The organism is Streptomyces sp. RKAG293 (genome assembly GCF_023701745.1).
Lineage (GTDB): Bacteria > Actinomycetota > Actinomycetes > Streptomycetales > Streptomycetaceae > Actinacidiphila.
In genome coordinates this window covers 4,135,382-4,151,185 of the sequence record NZ_JAJOZB010000001.1, presented here as the reverse complement: position 1 = coordinate 4,151,185, position 15,804 = coordinate 4,135,382, and the positions used below count along the sequence as shown (strand labels likewise).

Below are 15,804 nucleotides of genomic sequence, written 5' to 3'. Positions count from 1 at the left end.
ACATCCGAATCGCCTGAGACATCTGATGTGCAGAGTCTGATCCACGTAGTCACCGAGTCGAGAGGACTTGAACCATGAACCGTTTGCCCATCAGTCACCCCGCGATCGATTTCCTCGTCACGTTCATTCAGGGGCGGGTGCGTCACGCCCGCTCGGAGGAGACCTCACGCGGCGCGTCCGCCGTGGAGTGGGTCATCATCTCGGCCGTGGTCGTGACCATCGTCGGTGTGGTCGCCGCACTGATCAACAACGCGCTCAAGGGCAAGGCCACCGACGTCGGCAACTGCATCTCGGGCACCACCGACACGGGTACCTGCAAGTAAGCGGAGTGATGAGCAGCCGATCAGGGTCTTTCGTACGCCGCAGGCTGGACGCCGCCCGCGGTGACAGCGGTGTGGGCAGTCGCAGCGGCTCCGGTGGCGACCGCGGCATGACCGCGATCGAGTTCGTCTTCCTGACCCCGGTGCTCTTCTTCATGATCTTCGCGACCGTGCAGTTCGGGCTCTTCTACTTCGCCGACCATGTCGCGCAGGCCGCCGCCCAGGCGGGCGCCCGCAAGGCGCGGGCCGAGGCGGACGGCAACCCCGGTGGCTGGGAGGCGAAAGCCAAGGCCACGGCATCGAGCTATATCCAGCAGCTCGGGCCGAACCTGCTGGAAGGCCCGACGGTGACGTCCTCCGGCCCCGCCGACAACACCGTGGGGATCCGGGTGACGGCCACCGTGCCGACGGTCTTCCCGGGGATGACGTTCACGGTGAACGAGCACTCGCAGGGCCCGATCGAGCGCTTCGTACCGGACATCGGGGGCTGAGGCCGGACATGCGCAGTTGGCTGCGGAACAGGGCCCGTCGGGGCGGCCACTCCGGCGATCAGGGGATCTCCACCATCGAGGTGGTGATCCTCGCGCCGGTCATGATCCTGTTCATCCTCGTCCTGGTCGCCTTCGGACAGCTGGTCGACGGCCGGGGCGCGGTGGACAGCGCCGCCCGCGACGCCGCCCGCGCCGGCTCGCTGCAGCGCGACGGCGGGACGGCGATGCGCCAGGCCCAGGCGGCGGCCGAAGCGGATCTGGCGGACACCTGCCTCGACCACCCCACGGTGACGAAGACCAGCGCGGGCTTCGAGGCCGGCGGCCTCTTCTCCGTCGATGTGACGTGCACCGTCCGCGGGTTCGGGGTCCTGGGGCTCAACATCGAGAACACCATCACCGCCACGAGCGCCTCGCCGCTCGACCCGTACCGGAGGGCAGCACCGTGACGTGGCTGACGGCCCGACGCTCCGCGGCCCGCGACGACCGCGGCTCCGGCACCGCGGCGGTGCTCATGTTCGCCCTGGTGTTCATGACGCTCGCCGCCTTCGTCGTGGACGGCGGTCTGTCGATCCACCAGCGGGAGCGCGCCGCGGACATCGCCGAGCAGGCGGCCCGTTACGCGGCCCAGGACATCGACGTCGAAGCGCTGCGGAACGCGCCCGCGGGAACCCCGCCGCGCATCAACACCGCGAACTGCGACGCCCGGGTCAAGGACTTCGCCGCACGCTCCGGGCTCAGCATCGCGGACGCCGCCGCCTCCGGCTGCGACATGGCGAAGACCACCGACCAACATGTAGAGGTGAGGATCCAGCTCACCTACAGTCCCACTCTGACCGGTTTCTTCTACAGCAAGGACTTCACGGTCCACGGGACGGCGGCGGCCGAGATCGCCACCGGCTGATCCGTCCCGATCCATCCACCGCACCACCGAAGGCAGAAGGCAGAGGAACGAGCCATGGCACGCACGACCGCCAGTCGGCGTCCGGCCCAACCCGCGCAACCGGGCCGGCCGCAGCCGCCACGGCGCCGCCGTACGTTCGGTGACGTCGTCCGGGCGCTCCTGGCGTTTCTCGCGCTCGCCGTCCTGGTCGTGGGTGTGCCGGTCGCGCTGCTGAAGATCGTCGGCTCGCCGCTGCCGCACTCCTTCTCGATGGAGGTGCTGCGGGAGCCGATCACGACGGAGACGTTCATCAACGTACTGGCCGTCGTGGTGTGGCTGGCGTGGGCGCAGTTCGCGGCGTGCGTGATCGTGGAGACCAAGGCCGCGATCTCCGGGATCGGGATGCCGTCGCGGGTGCCCGCGTCCGGGCCGAGCCAGCTGCTGGCCCGCCAGTTGATCGCCGCGCTGCTGCTGATCGGCGCGAGCGCCGCCAGCCTCACGCCGGGGCTCGCGCAGCTCGGCAACCTGCACGACCAGCCGCACCGCGGCGGCCCGGCCGTGACCGCCCAGCAGACGCCGGGGCAGGTGCAGCAGCACCAGCAGCACGCGGCCGGTGCGCAGCAGCAGGGCGGCGGGGCCGCCTCCACGACGGTGACGCCGGGTGCGGCCGCCGCCGCGGAGGCCGCCAAGGAGGCGACGAAGTTCTACCGGATCCAGCCGCCGGAGGGCCGGCACCACGATTCGCTGTGGGAGATAGCCGAACGCCACCTCGGCGACGGCCGCCGCTACAACGAGATCTACCAGCTCAACAAGGACCGGGCGCAGCCCGACGGTTCGAAGCTGTCCAAGGCGAGCCTGATCCGGCCCGGCTGGATCATGGAGATGCCGGCCGACGCGCGCGGCGGCGACCTCGTGGAGATGCCGGTCGCGGCGCCGAAGCCCGCGCCTGACGTGCAGCACTACGCGGAGCGCGGCGGGGTCAAGGACACGGCGGCCGAAGGAGCCCACGCGGCGCACACCGCACCCGCCCAGACCCCGGTCCAGACACCGGCCCAGACGCCCACGCAGAAGCCCGCAGAGCAGCCCGCCCACGCCGAAGCGGCCCCGGTCGGGCCGGCCGTCGCCGCACCGTCCGCATCCCAGGGTTCCGGGCACGGATTCGGTCTGGCCGAGGCGCTCATCGGCGCCCCGCTGCTGGCGGCCGGACTGCTCGCCGCGCTGGGCCGGCGCCGCCGTACCGCGCTCTGGCAGTCGGTCACCGCGGGCGCGGTCCGCACGCCCCGCACCCCCAACGGGCCCGAGGCGGACGCCGCCGACGCGCTGCGGATCGGCGCGGACGCCGACACCGTCGCGTTCCTCGACCGCGCGCTGCGCGCCCTGTCGGCACGGCTCGCCTCGGACGGCGGCAAGCTGCCCACCGTCTACGCGGCGTGGCTCACCGACGAGGCGCTGCACCTCCAGCTGGCCTGGCCCGAGGGCCAGCCGCCCGCGCCGTGGCAGCTCGGCCAGGACCAGACGTTCTGGCGGCTGGACCGGGCGGACCTGCCCGCCGACGCGGACGTCTCCGCCAGCGCCCCGTACCCGGGCCTGGCCGCCCTCGGCACCCTCGACGGCGCCCGGCTGATGCTCAACCTCGAAGCGGTGCCCGGCATCGTGTCGCTGACCGGCGCCCGCGCCGACCGTGAGGCGGTACTCGCCTCCGTCGCCGCCGAACTCGCCACCAACGGCTGGTCGGACCGGATGACGGTGACGCTCGTGGGCTTCGCCGAGGACCTCACGGCCCTCGCGCCGGCCAGGATCCGGCACCTCGCGGACGTCCCCGAGGTCATCGAGACGATGGCCGCCGAGACCGCGCAGCGCTCCGCCGCACTGCGGACCGCCGGCCAGGACAACGTGCTGACCGGCAGGACCGGCAGCGCCCAGCACACCCAGCGCTCCCCGCACCTCGTCCTGATCGCCACCGAGCCCACCGAGGAGGAGGCCGACCGGCTCGCCGAACTCGCCGCCGACTCCGGCCGGCTGGGCATCGGCTACCTCGTCGCATCGGCCCGGGACGACCTGCCGGGCGCCGCCTGGGCGCTCGAGGTCACCGCGGCAGGCCGGCTGCTCGCCCCGCTCCTCGGTCTGGACCTGGAGGCACAGCTGCTCCCGGCCGCCCAGTACCAGGCGATCCTCGGGCTGTTCGCGGCGGCCGACCCGGACCGCGAACCGTCCGCCTCCGTACCGCCGTTCATGGTCGACCTCACCGACCAGGGCCGGCCCGGGGTGTACGCCCGCCTGCTCGGCCCGTTCGAACTCATCGGTCTGGAGACCCCGGAGGCCGGGCGCAGCCTGCTCCTCCACGAGGCGCTGGCGCTGCTCCTGCTGCACCGCGAGGGCGTCCATCCGCGGGTGCTGGCCTCCGCGCTCTGGCCGCGCGGCGTCACCGACGACGTGCGCGACGCGCTCATCGACCGGCTGCGCGACTGGCTCGGCACCGACGCCGACGGCTCGTCGCGGATGTCGTACGACGCGACCGGCCGCCTCGTGCTGTCCAGCACGGTCGTCTCCGACTGGGACGTCCTGCAGACCCTGCACCACGCGGCCTCCGAGGGCCCCGGTGCCGACGACCCGCAGACCCGCCGCCGGCTGCTGGCCGACGCCCTCGCGCTGGCCCGCGGCTCCCTCCTGGAGGACCGCGCCCCGGGCCGCTACGGCTGGCTCGCCCACGAGATCGTCGACGCCCAGCACCCGGTCCTCGTCGCCGAGGTCGCCCTCGCCCTCGCGGGTCTGCACCTCGACGCGGGCAAGCCGAAGGCCGCCGTCGCCGCCGTACAGACCGCCCTGGCGGTCACCGGCTCCGACGAGCGGCTCTGGCTCGCCCTCCTGCACGCGACCCACGCCACCGGCGACCCGGCCCGCCTCGAAGCCGCCGCCGAATCCCTCCTGGCCCGCAACCACACCCTCAACGGCGCGGCCCGCGGCCTTCCGCCCCGCGTCGAAGCCCTCCTGGACGAACTGCTCCCGACCTGGCGCGGCAGCATCGGCAGCATCGCCAACTGAGCAATCGCCAACTGAGCGATCGTCGGCCGAGCAATGGCCGGCCGAGCATCCGGCGCCCGGGCGTTCCCGCCCGGGCGTTCGGCTTGCTCAGCCCTTCGCCGTGCTCAGCCCTTCGCCACCGCCGCCAGGATCTCCGGAAGGCGGTTGAGGAGTCGGGGGGCGGTGAAGCGGAGGGATGCCGCGGCCAGGGCCAGGGCGTAGACGGCGCCGACCGGCAGCAGGATCCAGAGGTAGGCGTGGTGGCCGGCGACGTGGAGGTAGATCGTCAGGCCGACGAGCGGGAGACAGCAGGCCGCGCCGGTGAGGCCGCCGCCGAAGAGGCTGATCGCGGCGAGGCCGCCCTGGCCGGGGGCCGAGCTGCCGAACGGGTTGTCCTGCGGGAGGGCGTACGGGAAGCGGACGCTGGCGAAGGCGCCGGCGGCGATGAGGGCGCCCAGCAGGGCGAAGGACAGCCCCAGGGTCTCCGGGACGGCGTCCGGCCGGCCGAGGAGCAGGGCCGAGCCGATGGTGACGACCGTGACGTACGGGACGGCGACGGTCGACAGGGCCAGTGCGCGGGCGCGCAGTTCGGCGTGGGCGTCGGCGCGGGTGGAGATGGTGGAGGCGACCGTCCAGAAGGCGGAGCCGTCGACACCGAACTGGTTGTACATCTGCATGCCGAGGAGCCCGGCGGCCCAGCACGCCGAGTAGACGCTGCCGTGCTGGACGGCGGCCACGATCGGCAGCAGCAGTCCGACGGCCAGCGCCGTCGCCCAGGCCGCCTTGGAGCGCGGGTCGCGCCAGGCGTAGCGGAACTGGCGTTCCATCACGGTGCCGGTGCGGCCGCCGGGCAGCAGCGCGGTCAGCCGGCCGCCACCGGTGCCCGCTTCCTTCTCCGCGGCCTGGAGGGTGGAGGCGTCGGGGATGACCATCAGCCGGTACAGGCTGTGGTGCCACCAGCGGATCACCAGGGCCAGGACGGCCGCGACGTAGAGGAGTTCGAGGACGGCCGGCCCGTAGGAGCCCTCGGCCGCCGCGCGGACCGCGTCGATCGCGGGGGCGGGCGGCAGCCAGCGGAGCACGGAGGCGAGGGACTTGACCCGGTCCAGGCCGTCGGACGAGGCGAGCGAGCTGGCGCCGAGGTTGACGAGCTGTGCGCCGACCGCCACGAACAGGCCGCTGAGCAGGGCGAGGTCGCGCCCCTTGCGGCTGGTGAGCAGGCGGGTGTTGGCGGCGGCGACGGCGCGCGACAGCGCCACGCAGAGCAGGAGCACGAGGGCGACGGCGGCGACCGCGACGACGATGGAGACCGCGTTGCCCGCCAGCGCGGACACCGCGCCCGCCGTCACGATGACGGTGAAGACCGGCCCTACGCCCAGCAGCGAGGAGATCAGCAGGGCGGTGATCAGCGGCCGCGGGCGCAGCGGCAGCATGGCGAGGCGGGTGGGGTCGAGGGTGTCGTCGCCGCCGAAGAGGAACAGCGGCATCACGGCCCAGCCGATGACGAGGACGACGGCCAGCCCGACGGCGGCCGCCGGCCCGTAGTCGCTGTGGCGCAGCGCGATCATCCCGACGCCCATGGCGAGCCCGTACAGCATCGCGAAGACGACGCCGACGATCCAGCCGATGGTGCGGCCGGTGGACTGCCGCAGCCCGTTGCGGATGATGGCGAGCTTGAGCCGGATGAAGACCGGAGTGACCGACGGGTGGGTGGCTGCGGCGCTCATCGTGCGCCGCCCAGCCAGTCGAGGTCCTGGCCGCCGCGTTCGGTGGCGCCGACGAGCGACAGGAACGCGTCCTGGAGGGACGACGCCTCGCCCCGTACGTCGGCGAGCGGGCCCTGGGCGACGATCCGGCCGGCGGCCATCACCGCGACCCAGTCGCAGAGGCTCTCCACGAGCTCCATGACGTGCGAGGAGAAGACGACGGTGGCGCCCGACCGGGTGTAGCGCTCCAGGACGCCCCGGATGACCTGCGCGGACACCGGGTCGACACCCTCGAAGGGCTCGTCCAGGAAGAGCACTTCGGGGTTGTGGAGCAGCGCCGCGGCCAGCCCGATCTTCTTCCGCATGCCGGTCGAGTAGTCGACGACCAGCTTGTTCTGCGCGGCGGCGAGGTCGAGGACGTCGAGCAGCTGCGCGGCGCGTTTGTCGACCTCGGCGCCGGGCAGGCCGCGCAACCGGCCGGTGTAGGCGAGCAGTTCGCGGCCCGACAGGCGTTCGAAGAGCCGCAGTCCCTCGGGGAGTACGCCGATCCGGGACTTCACGGCGACGGGGTCGGTCCAGACGTCATGGCCGGTGATCAGGACGGTGCCGTCGTCGGGGCGGAGCAGGCCGGTGACCATGGAGAGCGTGGTGGTCTTGCCGGCGCCGTTCGGGCCGACCAGACCGATGAACCGTCCGGCCGGGAGTTCGAGGTCGATCCCGGCCACGGCCACCTGCTCGCCGAAGGACTTCCACAGGTTGTGGACGCTCACCGCGTAGCCCTGATCCGGTGCGCCTTGCTCCGGCGCGCCCTCGTCGGGCGCCCCCGCCTCGAATGTCTTCGGCACGTTGCGCCGTCCTTCCCCGTGGAGACCGCTGATCCACGGGGAAGCCTAGAGCAGGCCCTGTCAGGCCCCGGCGGGCGCTACCCGGGCCCGGCTCGCAGCCGCTTCGCGGCCGCACGCGTACGCCAGCGGGCTCAGCAGCTCCTCGACGTCGGGGAGCCAGCGGTTGAGGGCGGTGGGCTGGCGTGCCCACTGCACGGAGCCGCCGGTGCCGGTGCGGGTGGGCGGGGAAGCGATGAAGTCGCCCTCGCCACGGACCAGGAGGTCCAGGGAGGCGGGCGGCCAGCCCAGCTTGCGCAGCAGGTCGGGGACCTTGACCGACGCACCGGGCAGCACCAGGAAGATCAGCCGCCGGTTGGGGGTGCAGAGCACCGGGCCCAGCGGCAGGTCCATCCGTTCCATGCGGGCCAGGGCGAGGCAGCCGGCCACCTCGGGGACGTCGATCGCGTCGAAGGTGCGTCCGGTCGGCAGCAGGATCGACGCACGCGGCTGCTTGGACCACATCCGGCGCACCGCGACGGCGCTGCCGCTGGCCTGCGTCGCCCAGTCGGGGCGGGTCGGGTGCGCGCCGGGCGCCGGGCAGGCGGGGGAGTCGCACGAGCAGCGTGAACCGCCGCCGTCGTCCTCCAGCCAGGAGCCGGGCAGCACGTCCCAGTGCCGCTCCTCCGCGTATCGGACCGCTGTGTCGAGCAGTTGGTCGGTGAGCTGCTGCGGGGGGCTCCGATGGTGTCTTCCACGCGCTGCACAACTACCTCGGTCACCAAGGGTTACGGGGTGGAGCCGCGGCTCATCATGGGCGCACGGGTGCACGGCCGGGGGCGCGTGCGAGAACGCGGCCCCGGATGCGGGTAGTCCCTGGTGGGTGCGGAGACGTACGCCCTGGAAGAAATGCCGTGAAAACGGTGAATTCACGTCATGTGTGCTGGGCATTGATCTCTTATCGAAGATCGCCGGGGTCACCAGGGGGAGCGGGACGACGGGCGCAGGCCCGTGGTCCCGCGACGAAGGAGGGGCACGACATGGCCGCACGACCACTGGTGGCGCGGCAGCCGAACGAACGGCTGCAGGCGCTCATCCAGGAAGCCGGCTGCTCCAACGCCGGTTTGGCCCGCCGGGTCAACATGTGCGGGGCCGAGCACGGCCTCGACCTGCGGTACGACAAGACGTCCGTCGCCCGCTGGCTGAGAGGCCAGCAGCCGCGTGGCCGGGCACCGGCCATCATCTCCGAGGCGCTGGGCCGCAAGCTGGGCCGGGCCGTCTCCATCGACGAGATCGGCATGGCCAACGGCAAGAACCTCGCCACCGGCATCGGGCTGCACTTCGCGCCCACCGTCCTCGGCGCGATCGAGCAGGCCTGCGAGCTGTGGCGCAGCGACGTCGGGCGCCGGGACTTCCTCACCGGGTCGACGGTGGCCGCCTCGGCCCTCGTGGAGCCCAGCCGCGACTGGCTGATCACCCGCACCGACGGCGCCGTCGCCCGGGCCGGCGGCTCACGGGTCGGCAGGGCGGACGTGGAGGCGGTGCGGGCCACGACGAAGGCGCTCGTGGACCTGGACCACCGCTTCGGCAGCGGCCATGTCCGGCCCATCGTCGTGCACTACCTCAACAGCGTCGTGTCGGGCCTGCTGGCGGGCTCGTACCGCGAGGCGACCGGCCGTCAGCTCTTCGGCGCCGTGGCGCGGTTGACCGAACTCGCCGGGTACATGGCCATCGACACCGGGCAGCCGGGGCTCGCGCAGCGCTACTACATCCAGGCGCTGCGGCTCGCGCAGGCGGCGGGCGACCGCGGCTACGGCGGATACGTGCTGGCCGCCGGGATGAGCCATCTCGCCGAGACGCTCGGCAATCCGCGCGAGATCGCGCAGCTCGCCCGAGCTGCGCAGGAGGGGGCGCGCGGGCAGGTCACTCCCACCGCGCAGGCGATGTTCTACGCCGCGGAGGCCCGCGGGCACGCGCTGCTCGGCGACGCCCGGACGTTCGCCTCGGTCGCAGGACAGGCCGTCGACGCGCTGGAGCACTCCCAGCCGGACGACGATCCCGACTGGATCTCCCACTTCGACCAGGCCTATCTGGCCGACGAGTTGGCGCACGGCCACCGCGATCTCGGCCAGGCCGCACCGGCCGCCCGGCGCGCCGAGGAGGCCCTCGCGGGCCACCCCGTGACACGGGTGCGCCGCCGCGCGATCGGGCTGCTCCTCCTCGCCGACGCCCAGGTGCAGCAGCGCGAGATCGAGCAGGCCTGCCACACGGGCACCGAGGCGGTGGCCCTGCTGACCGGGCTGCGCTCCCATCGCGGTGCCGAATACCTCGACGACTTCCGCCGCCGCCTCGAACCGTACGGAGCGGAGCCCGCGGTACGGGAGTTCGGCGCCCATCTCCAGGAGCAGGAGGCCGCGGCGTAGGCCGTGTCGTCCGGGTGTTCGCGATACCGGCGGAATCACCACCCGCCGGAATCGATACCGGAACGACATCGCCGTGCACGACGCCCCAAGAGACGGCCGATACCTCGCCATTCGGTCCTTCCCCGTCGTCAACACGGCCCTGTCCGGCCCTCGCCCGATCGGGTGCGTGGTGGGTTCTCAGGCTGACCCGGTAGCGTGAGCCGTCGAGTCCGATGACGGGTCCGACGACGGGTGAAGGCGGGAGTTCCGGCGATGCACAGCGGACACGGCGACGAGACGCCGGACGATCAGTACCGGCAGAACCCGGGAACGCCCGAGCCCCGAAGGGGTGTGGTGCTGCCACCGGAGCAGCCGCCGCAGCACTACGAGGACCATGTGCGGCCCGCCGGCGGGCAGCCGTGGGACCAGGTGCCGGGCGCCGCGCAGCCGCTGCCGCCCGAGGCCGGCGCGGGGGCGGACGCGACGATGATGTTCCCGCCGTATCCGCAGGCCACCCCGCCCGCTCCCGCGATGCCGCCCGCGATGCCCCAGGCGCCACCCGCGGCCGCCGCACCGGTGCCGGAGGCGGACGCCACCCAGTTCCTGCCGCCGTACCCGCGCTCGTCGCCGCCCCCGGAGCCGTTCACCCCGGATCCGTTCCAGGCCGAGCCGTTCGCGCCGGAACCCTTCGCTCCCGAGCCGTTCACGCCCGAGCACTTCGGGGCGGGGACCGGGCCGGCGGGGTATCCCGCCGAGAGCGAGGCGGAGGCCACCCGGCACCTGTCGCTCTCGATCTTCGACGAGCCGTCGTACGACCAGCCGCAGGGGCCCTCGTACGACCAGTCGTACGACGAGCCGCAGTCCGCCCCGTCGGACGACTACGACCACCTGTACCGGCAGGACGGCCCCCGGCAGCAGCCGAGGCCGGAGCCGGCCCGTCAGCAGCCCTACCGGGTGCAGGCGGCGCCGCCGGCACCGGCGCCCGCCCAGGGTCATGCGGATCCCTATGACGGTGCGAATGGTACGAACAACGCGAATGGTGCGAACGGTGGCGGCGGTGGCGGATCGCGCCGCCGGCTCTCCCCGGCCGCGGTGATCGGCATCGTCGTCGGCGGCTGCGCCCTGGCCGGACTGGCCGCGGGCGCCGCGCTCAGCGCGGGCGGCGACGACGACAGCAAGGACCAGGCCAAGGCGAGCAAGCCGCCGGCCTCGTCGGCCGGGGCGTCCGCGCAGCCGGGCGGCGCCGCCGACGACGCCGCCACGAAGCAGGCGAAGACCCTGGACGCACTCCTCAAGGACAGCGGCAGCAGCCGGTCCTCGGTGGTCAGCGCGGTGGAGTCGATCAAGTCCTGCAAGAACCTGCCCCAGGCGGCGGCCGACCTGCGCGCGGCGGCCGGCCAGCGCGGCACGCTCGTCACCCGGCTCGCGGCCCTCCAGGTGGACCAGCTGCCGCAGCACGCGGAGCTGTCCGAGGCGCTGAACAAGGCGTGGGCGGCGTCGGCCGCGGCCGACAACGCGTACGCGTCCTGGGCGGACCAGGCGGCCGGCGACGGCAAGACCTGCAAGGGCGGCCACGCGAAGGGCACCCCGGTCAAGTCGGTGGGCGACCGCGAGAGCGGTAGCGCGACGGCGCAGAAGAAGCGCGCGGTCCGGCTCTGGAACGCGATCGCGAAGCAGCACAACCTGACCGAGCGTGAGTACTCCCAGCTCTGAGCCGATCGGGCGCCCGCGTCAGCGGCCGCCGGCGCGCACGCCGCTGCGGCCGGACAGGCCCTAGTTGCTCTGGCTCACCTGGCGGCCGAGCGTCGCCGCCATGTCGACGAATCCGGTGCGCGCGGCGACCAGCCGGCCGTCCTTGACGACCTGGTAGACGACCTTCGCGTTGACCATCCGCGGGTGGCCCGGCACCGGGAGCATGTTCTCGTTGCGCCAGCCGAGGTCCGGGGTGAGGCCGCCGGTCGAGATGCCGGTCGCCTTGTCCAGCGCGCGCTTGAGGGTCATCGGGTTGACCTCCTCCGCGCCCATCGTCCGGACGACCTCGGTGAAGACCGAGTAGGCGATCCAGGTGGTCTGGACGCCGGGGTCGGCGACGTCGATCCGGTTGTCGCCGAACGCGTACTTCTTCACGACCTCCTTCATCGCGTCCCACTTGGGGTCCGAGGTCGGCGGGTACCAGCCGGTGGCGAACGCGTTCTCCAGCGGGCTGTTCCTGCCGCCGGTGCTGTCGATCAGCGACTGCTGGATGCTGCCGATCACCGAGGAGAACCGGACGTCGGGCAGCTCTTCGCCGAGCCGCCGGAGTGAGTCGATGAACGTGTCCGTGCGGTCGCCGAGCACGGCCGCGACACAGGTGCCGGAGCGGGCGCTGCCGACCGCCCGCTGGGCGACGCCGGTGTACTCGGTGGAGTCGTCGGCCGTCGGCAGGTCGTTGGCGGCGGGCCGGCCGCCGGCCTTGAGGCCGGCGTCGAGGAACAGCGGGAACTGGTCGCCGACGATGGTGTCCGGCCGCACCAGGCTGACCTTGGAGCAGGAGGCCGCCAGTTGCTTCCCGTTGCCCGTCAGCAGGGCCGGCAGGCCGCCGTTGACGGGATAGGACATCGGGCTCTGGAACTCCTCCTGGGTTATCCCGTAGCCCCCGATGTACGGGATCCCGGCCGACTCCAGGGTGGAGGTGAAGCTGTTGGCGTGCTCGCTGTACGAGCCGATGACGGCGACCACGCCCTCGTCCTGGGCCCGCTGCGCGCACTTCGCGGCCTCGACGGTGTCGTTGTGGTCGTTGCAGGTGAGGACCTTGAGCTCACGGCCGTTCAGCCCGCCCGAGGCGTTGATGTGGGCCGCGAACGCCTGCGCCATGGCAGGCATTCCTGGCATGTTGGTCGATTTCGTACCGTCCGGTGCCCAGGTCATGACGACCACGGGTCCCGGGGAGCCCCCCGCGCTCCCCGGGATCACACCGCAGCCGCTGATCAGCGCCGCGCAGGTCGTCGATACAGCCAACAGGACAGCCTTGCGCGAACGCCGTTCAGTCATGAACATGGACGCTTCCGTTCCGCGCCCAACGCGGGGGTGACCCCGAGCGAACACAGCGTCACGTTCAGGTGAATTACAGGTGCGGATTCGAGGGAACGTACGATCGGTCACCGTGCAGACTTCGGAGAAGACTTCCCGCCGCGGTGCCCGCTCCTCCACGATGGGGGGCATGCCGCTCAATGACATGCCTTGGTGGCGCTGGCGCAGCAATGTGCGCTCGGCGCTGCACATGATCAGCGACCCGGTGTTCCAGCAGGAGTGCTGGCTCGCCGGGGTGCCCGGTTTCGGCGACGTCACCGACGCCGTCTACCGCCTCGTCGAGGACACCTGGCTCGACAACTGGTCCGCCGAGAAATACGTCGGGACGATCTTCCGCGACTCGCAGGAGGCCGCGCTCGTCGACGTCGCGGTGCTGCGGGTGCTGAAGATCCTGCACCAGGTGGGCGCGGACGCGCCGGTCAGCACCTACCTGGAGCACCACGCCTGGCCGGAGGCGGTCCGCGCCGCCCGTGAGGCGCACGTCAAGCTCGCGACGGCCGACGGGGACGACGTGGACGCGCCGCCGCGCTCGCTCGACGTCCTGGCGATCTACACGCGTACCGCCTGACGGACGGCGGCGCCGCGCCGGCCGCCGCGTGTGCGAGGCTGGCCCGTGTGAACGAGCCGCAATATGTGCTGACGCTGTCCTGTCCCGACAAGCAGGGCATCGTGCATGCCGTGTCGAGTTACCTCTTCATGACCGGCTGCAACATCGTGGACAGCCAGCAGTTCGGGGACCAGGACACCGGGCTGTTCTTCATGCGGGTGCACTTCACGGCCGAGCCGCCGGTGGACCAGGACAAACTGCGCGCGAGCTTCGCGGCGATCGGCAGCGCCTTCCAGATGGACTGGCAGCTGCACGCGGCGGACGAGAAGATGCGGGTCGTCCTCATGGTCAGCAAGTTCGGGCACTGCCTGAACGACCTGCTGTTCCGCACCCGGATCGGCGCGCTGCCCGTCGAGATCGCGGCCGTGGTCTCCAACCACACGGACTTCGAGGAGCTCGCCGGCTCCTACGGCATCCCGTTCCACCACATCCCGGTGACCGCCGACACCAAGGACCAGGCGGAGGCGCGGCTGCTGGAACTGGTCGAGGCGGAGCGCGTGGACCTGGTGGTGCTGGCCCGCTACATGCAGGTCATCTCCGACGACCTGTGCAAGCGGCTGCCCGGCCGGATCATCAACATCCACCACTCGTTCCTGCCGAGCTTCAAGGGCGCCAAGCCCTACCACCAGGCGCACGCACGCGGGGTGAAGCTGATCGGCGCGACCGCGCACTACGTGACGGCGGCCCTCGACGAAGGACCGATCATCGAGCAGGAGGTCGAGCGGGTGGGGCACGAGGTCACCCCCGAGCAGCTCGTGGCGATCGGCCGGGACGTCGAGTGCCAGGCGCTGGCGCGCGCCGTGAAGTGGCACAGCGAGCACCGCGTCCTGATCAACGGGCACCGCACGGTCGTCTTCGCCTGACGTGCGGTGCCGCGGGCCGTACCGGTCCGGTCAGGCGCCGGCGCCCAGCTCCTTGTAGTGGGCCTGGCAGACGTCGAAGTCCGGCAGCCGGCCGCCGTCCCGCATCTCCGCGAAGCTGGGGGCGGCCGCGTCCCGGGCGGACAGCTGGGGCGCGCCGGTCTGCCAGTCGATGCCGAGCTCGGGGTCGAGCGGGTGCACACCGTGCTCCTTGTCGGGACGGAAGACGTCCGAGACGAGGTACGAGAGCGTGGCGTCGTCGCTGAGGGCGCAGAAGCCGTGGCCCATGCCCTCCGCGATGTACAGGGCCTTGCGGTCCACGTCGTCCAGCCGGACGCCGTCCCACTGCCCGAAGGTGGGCGAGCCGACCCGCAGGTCGACCACCACGTCGAGCACCGCGCCGCGTACGCACGTCACGTACTTGGCCTGGCCCATCGGGACGTCGGCGAAGTGGATGCCGCGCACGACGTCCTTCGACGACACCGACATGTTGGCCTGCGCGAGCCGCATCGGATGCCCGACCTCGGCCTCCAGCCGGTCGAAGCGGTACCACTCCAGGAACAGCCCGCGCGGGTCGCCGTGCTGCTGGGGGGTGATCTCCCAGGCGCCGTGGAAGGACAGCGGTCGGATGTTCATCGCGGGAGGTCCTCTTCGAGGGCGAGCGTGTTGACCAGGTATTCGCCGTAACCGCTCTTCAGCAGCGGTTCGGCCAGTTTGCGCAGCTGCTCGGAGTCGATGAACCCCATCCGCCAGGCGGTCTCCTCGACGCAGCCGAGCTTCAGCCCCTGCCGCTCCTCGATGACCCGGACGTACTCCGAGGCCTGGACGAGGGAGTCGAAGGTGCCGGTGTCCAGCCAGGCGGTGCCGCGGTCCAGTACGGAGACGCGGAGCTTGCCCTGCTTCAGGTAGGTCGCGTTGACCTCGGTGATCTCCAGCTCGCCGCGCGCGCTGGGCTTGAGGCTGTTGGTGATGTCCACGACCTGGCCGTCGTAGAAGTAGAGGCCGGGGACGGCGAAGCGCGACTTCGGCCGCTCCGGCTTCTCCTCGATCGACAGCGCGTTGCCGTGCTCGTCGAACTCGACGACGCCGTACGCGGTGGGGTCCTTCACCTGGTAGGCGAAGATCACACCGCCGTCGGGGGAGCTGTGGTCCTGCAATTGCCGCCCGAGGCCCGCGCCGTGGAAGATGTTGTCACCGAGAATGAGCGCCACCGGCTCGCCGCCGATGAAGTCCGCACCGATCTGGAATGCCTGGGCGATTCCACCGGGATTCGGCTGCGAGCGGTATTCGATATTGATACCGAATTGCGAGCCGTCGCCGAGGAGCCGACGGAACTGCTCCTGGTCCTGCTCGGTGGTGATGAGCAGTATGTCGCGAATTCCCGCCATCATGAGCGTCGACAGCGGGTAATAGACCATCGGCTTGTCGTAGACCGGCATCAGCTGTTTGGAGACCGCTTTGGTGATCGGCCACAGCCGGGACCCGGTCCCGCCGGCGAGGAGGATACCACGCATGTTGTTTCTACTTTCTCCGGCGGCAGGCGGCCGATGACTGCTCGGCTTCGCCCCTGCACTCGGGGAACGGCTAGAGTTACGGCGAAGCAAACCATCTTACGCCGCCCCCCAGT

Annotated in this window: 15 protein-coding genes; 9 read left to right on the top strand and 6 right to left on the bottom strand. The window is 72.0% G+C overall.

What is annotated here, in order from left to right; translation table 11 throughout:
* Window positions 1-74: 74 nt before the first annotated feature.
* From LNW72_RS18220 to LNW72_RS18200, 5 genes are read left to right on the top strand one after another with little or no spacing between them, the layout of a single operon-like run.
* Complete coding sequence (locus LNW72_RS18220) at window positions 75-323, top strand: hypothetical protein (protein WP_138353525.1); 249 nt, start codon at window positions 75-77, stop codon at window positions 321-323.
* A gap of 8 nt (window positions 324-331) precedes the next feature.
* A complete protein-coding gene (locus LNW72_RS18215) occupies window positions 332-811 on the top strand; it encodes a TadE family protein (protein WP_250976391.1) in 480 nt (159 codons plus the stop codon).
* 8 nt (window positions 812-819) lie between these two features.
* Window positions 820-1,257, top strand: a complete 438-nt coding sequence (locus tag LNW72_RS18210; RefSeq protein ID WP_250976390.1) for a TadE/TadG family type IV pilus assembly protein — start codon at window positions 820-822, stop codon at window positions 1,255-1,257.
* Window positions 1,254-1,712 (top strand): pilus assembly protein TadG-related protein, encoded by a 459-nt coding sequence (locus LNW72_RS18205; protein WP_250976389.1) that lies wholly within the window; start codon window positions 1,254-1,256, stop codon window positions 1,710-1,712. The genes LNW72_RS18210 and LNW72_RS18205 overlap by 4 nt, the downstream gene beginning before the upstream one ends.
* 54 nt (window positions 1,713-1,766) lie before the next feature.
* On the top strand, window positions 1,767-4,733 hold the full coding sequence (locus LNW72_RS18200) for a BTAD domain-containing putative transcriptional regulator (protein WP_250976388.1): 2,967 nt from the start codon (window positions 1,767-1,769) through the stop codon (window positions 4,731-4,733).
* Between the two features lie 104 nt (window positions 4,734-4,837).
* On the opposite strand, the gene LNW72_RS18195 is transcribed toward LNW72_RS18200, so the two are convergent.
* The 3 genes from LNW72_RS18195 to LNW72_RS18185 form a co-directional block, all read right to left on the bottom strand.
* Window positions 4,838-6,439 (bottom strand): transporter, encoded by a 1,602-nt coding sequence (locus tag LNW72_RS18195; protein WP_250976387.1) that lies wholly within the window; start codon window positions 6,437-6,439, stop codon window positions 4,838-4,840.
* Window positions 6,436-7,188 (bottom strand): ABC transporter ATP-binding protein, encoded by a 753-nt coding sequence (locus tag LNW72_RS18190; protein ID WP_250980207.1) that lies wholly within the window; start codon window positions 7,186-7,188, stop codon window positions 6,436-6,438. The genes LNW72_RS18195 and LNW72_RS18190 overlap by 4 nt, the downstream gene beginning before the upstream one ends.
* Before the next feature lie 135 nt (window positions 7,189-7,323).
* A complete protein-coding gene (locus tag LNW72_RS18185; RefSeq protein ID WP_250980206.1) occupies window positions 7,324-7,953 on the bottom strand; it encodes a bifunctional DNA primase/polymerase in 630 nt (209 codons plus the stop codon).
* 326 nt (window positions 7,954-8,279) lie between these two features.
* On the opposite strand from LNW72_RS18185, the gene LNW72_RS18180 reads away from it, so the two are divergent.
* Together LNW72_RS18180 and LNW72_RS18175 are read left to right on the top strand one after the other, a co-directional pair.
* Complete coding sequence (locus LNW72_RS18180) at window positions 8,280-9,662, top strand: transcriptional regulator (RefSeq protein ID WP_250976386.1); 1,383 nt, start codon at window positions 8,280-8,282, stop codon at window positions 9,660-9,662.
* 252 nt (window positions 9,663-9,914) lie between these two features.
* Window positions 9,915-11,354, top strand: a complete 1,440-nt coding sequence (locus LNW72_RS18175; protein WP_250976385.1) for a hypothetical protein — start codon at window positions 9,915-9,917, stop codon at window positions 11,352-11,354.
* Between the two features lie 60 nt (window positions 11,355-11,414).
* On the opposite strand, the gene LNW72_RS18170 is transcribed toward LNW72_RS18175, so the two are convergent.
* Entirely contained in the window at window positions 11,415-12,671 is a 1,257-nt protein-coding gene (locus LNW72_RS18170; RefSeq protein ID WP_285369618.1) for an ABC transporter substrate-binding protein, read from the bottom strand.
* Window positions 12,672-12,831: 160 nt separating this feature from the next.
* Here LNW72_RS18170 and LNW72_RS18165 point away from each other — a divergent pair, with 160 nt between their 5' ends.
* Both LNW72_RS18165 and purU read left to right on the top strand, forming a co-directional pair.
* The gene (locus LNW72_RS18165) at window positions 12,832-13,278 is read left to right on the top strand and encodes a hypothetical protein (RefSeq protein WP_187145299.1); all 447 of its coding nucleotides are present in this window, start codon (window positions 12,832-12,834) and stop codon (window positions 13,276-13,278) included.
* Between the two features lie 38 nt (window positions 13,279-13,316).
* Window positions 13,317-14,180 carry a formyltetrahydrofolate deformylase gene (purU, locus tag LNW72_RS18160; RefSeq protein WP_250980205.1) on the top strand — a complete coding sequence of 288 codons (864 nt, stop codon included), beginning with the start codon at window positions 13,317-13,319 and terminating at the stop codon, window positions 14,178-14,180.
* 30 nt (window positions 14,181-14,210) lie between these two features.
* Here purU and rfbC read toward each other — a convergent pair whose 3' ends face one another.
* Together rfbC and rfbA are read right to left on the bottom strand one after the other, a co-directional pair.
* Window positions 14,211-14,813 (bottom strand): dTDP-4-dehydrorhamnose 3,5-epimerase, encoded by a 603-nt coding sequence (gene rfbC / locus LNW72_RS18155; RefSeq protein ID WP_250976383.1) that lies wholly within the window; start codon window positions 14,811-14,813, stop codon window positions 14,211-14,213.
* A complete protein-coding gene (gene rfbA, locus LNW72_RS18150; RefSeq protein WP_250976382.1) occupies window positions 14,810-15,691 on the bottom strand; it encodes a glucose-1-phosphate thymidylyltransferase RfbA in 882 nt (293 codons plus the stop codon). The genes rfbC and rfbA overlap by 4 nt, the downstream gene beginning before the upstream one ends.
* Between the last annotated feature and the right edge of the window lie 113 nt (window positions 15,692-15,804).